Source organism: Streptomyces colwelliae (assembly GCF_048158785.1).
Lineage (GTDB): Bacteria > Actinomycetota > Actinomycetes > Streptomycetales > Streptomycetaceae > Streptomyces.
Window position 1 is genome coordinate 1 of record NZ_JBLTJC010000737.1, and the last position, 1,959, is coordinate 1,959.

Genomic DNA, 1,959 nt, shown 5'->3' on the forward strand with positions numbered 1-1,959 from the left:
CCCGGCGACGACAAGTCCCGCCCGACCGCCGGAGGCAAAGGCAGGAGCCCCGTCGCCTTGCGGCGCGGGGCTCCTTGGGTCTTGCTATCCGTTCCGGATCAAAGCACCAGGCTCCGAGACCGAAGAAACTGCGATCAGGTGACTCAGACGGGGGTGACGTTCTCCGCCTGCGGGCCCTTCGGGCCCTGGGTCACGTCGAAGGAGACCGCTTGGTTCTCCTCCAGCGAGCGGAAGCCGCTCGCGTTGATCGCGGAGTAGTGAACGAAGACGTCGGGGCCTCCGCCTTCTTGGGCGATGAAGCCAAAGCCCTTTTCGGCGTTGAACCACTTCACGGTTCCGGTAGCCATAAGCCCTCCTTGGGCCCAAAGGGTTGCCCTGCTCCAGAACCCTGCAAGTGTGAAAACAAGTCCCGCACTACTGCATACGTCTGAAAACGACAAGAGCCCGCGGTTACATGCTCCGCAGGCTCTGTACTGCAAGGGAAACCAAACTGCAACTTGCGGCGAGCCTAGCACTTGGGCAGCCGAAAGCAATAGAGGCCAAGATCACATCACCCGGACGTTTGAAGATCGCCGGGGGCTTGACTGCGGGGCCGAAGTATGGAGCGTACCGCATGAGGTCTAGCCTCACGTCGTGGACAATTCTCGCACCCGGCCGCGCGTCGGCCACATCCAGTTCCTGAACTGCCTGCCTCTCTACTGGGGGCTCGCCAGAACAGGCACGCTTCTCGACTTCGAGCTCACCAAGGACACCCCGGAGAAGCTCAGCGAGCAGCTGGTGCAGGGGGACCTCGACATCGGGCCCATCACGCTCGTCGAGTTCCTCCGCAACGCGGACGACCTGGTCGCCTTCCCCGACATCGCCGTCGGCTGCGACGGCCCGGTGATGTCCTGCGTGATCGTCTCGCAGGTCCCGCTGGACCAGCTGGACGGCCGCCGGGTCGCCCTCGGCTCGACCTCGCGGACCTCCGTACGCCTCGCGCAGCTGCTGCTCGCCGAGCGCTACGGCGTCCAGCCCGACTACTACACCTGCCCGCCCGACCTGAGCCTGATGATGCAGGACGCCGACGCCGCCGTACTCATCGGTGACGCCGCGCTGCGCGCCAACCTGCTCGACGGGCCCCGCTTCGGGCTGGAGGTGCACGACCTCGGCTCGCTCTGGAAGGAGTGGACCGGGCTGCCGTTCGTCTTCGCCGTGTGGGCCGCCCGCCGCGACTACCTGGAGCGCGAACCGGTCATCACCCGCAAGGTCCACGAGGCCTTCCTCGCCTCCCGCAACCTCTCCCTGGAGGAGGTCGGCAAGGTCGCCGAACAGGCCGCCCGCTGGGAGGAGTTCGACGAGACCGTCCTGGAGCGGTACTTCACGACGCTGGACTTCCGTTTCGGCGCGCCCCAGCTCGCCGCGGTCGCCGAGTTCGCCCGCCGGGTCGGCCCGACCACCGGTTTCCCGGCCGACGTGAACGTGGAACTGCTCCAGCCGTAATAGCCGTATAGACAGAAGGTGGCGCACTACCCTGCTGGAAGTCGTACGGGGGAGGGGTGGACGGCATGCAGCCGCTCGGAGACGACGAACCCACGGTCGTGGGGCCCTACCGGCTGCTCGGCCGGCTCGGTTCCGGTGGGATGGGCCGGGTCTATCTCGGGCGCAGCGCGGGCGGTCGTACGGTCGCGGTCAAGATCGTGCATCCGCACTTCGCGCTCGACGAGGAGTTCCGCGCCCGCTTCCGCCGCGAGGTCGACGCCGCGCGCCGGGTCGGCGGCGCCTGGACGGCCCCTGTGCTGGATGCGGATCCCGAGGCCGCGGTGCCGTGGGTGGCTACGGCGTACGCGGCCGACGGGGAGCGGCCGGAGGTGACGGAACGCATGTGGTTCCGCGAGACGGCATACGAGTTCGTGAACCGGCCTCGTCGCATGCGCCGCCAGAAGACGTCCGAGGAGCCGGCGGTCGCTGAACAGGCCC

At 67.7% G+C, this 1,959-nt stretch carries 2 protein-coding genes and 1 pseudogene; 2 read left to right on the forward strand and 1 reads right to left on the reverse strand.

Annotation, left to right across the window (positions count from 1 at the left end; translation table 11 throughout):
• Window positions 1–143: 143 nt before the first annotated feature.
• The gene (locus ACNFOC_RS53825) at window positions 144–347 is read right to left on the reverse strand and encodes a cold-shock protein (RefSeq protein ID WP_003998944.1); all 204 of its coding nucleotides are present in this window, start codon (window positions 345–347) and stop codon (window positions 144–146) included.
• Window positions 348–633: 286 nt separating this feature from the next.
• Between ACNFOC_RS53825 and ACNFOC_RS53830 the strand changes: the two genes are divergently transcribed.
• The gene (locus ACNFOC_RS53830) at window positions 634–1,482 is read left to right on the forward strand and encodes a menaquinone biosynthetic enzyme MqnA/MqnD family protein (RefSeq protein ID WP_416966235.1); all 849 of its coding nucleotides are present in this window, start codon (window positions 634–636) and stop codon (window positions 1,480–1,482) included.
• 65 nt (window positions 1,483–1,547) lie between these two features.
• Window positions 1,548–1,959 (forward strand): annotated as a pseudogene (locus ACNFOC_RS53835) (hypothetical protein); the annotation flags it as partial.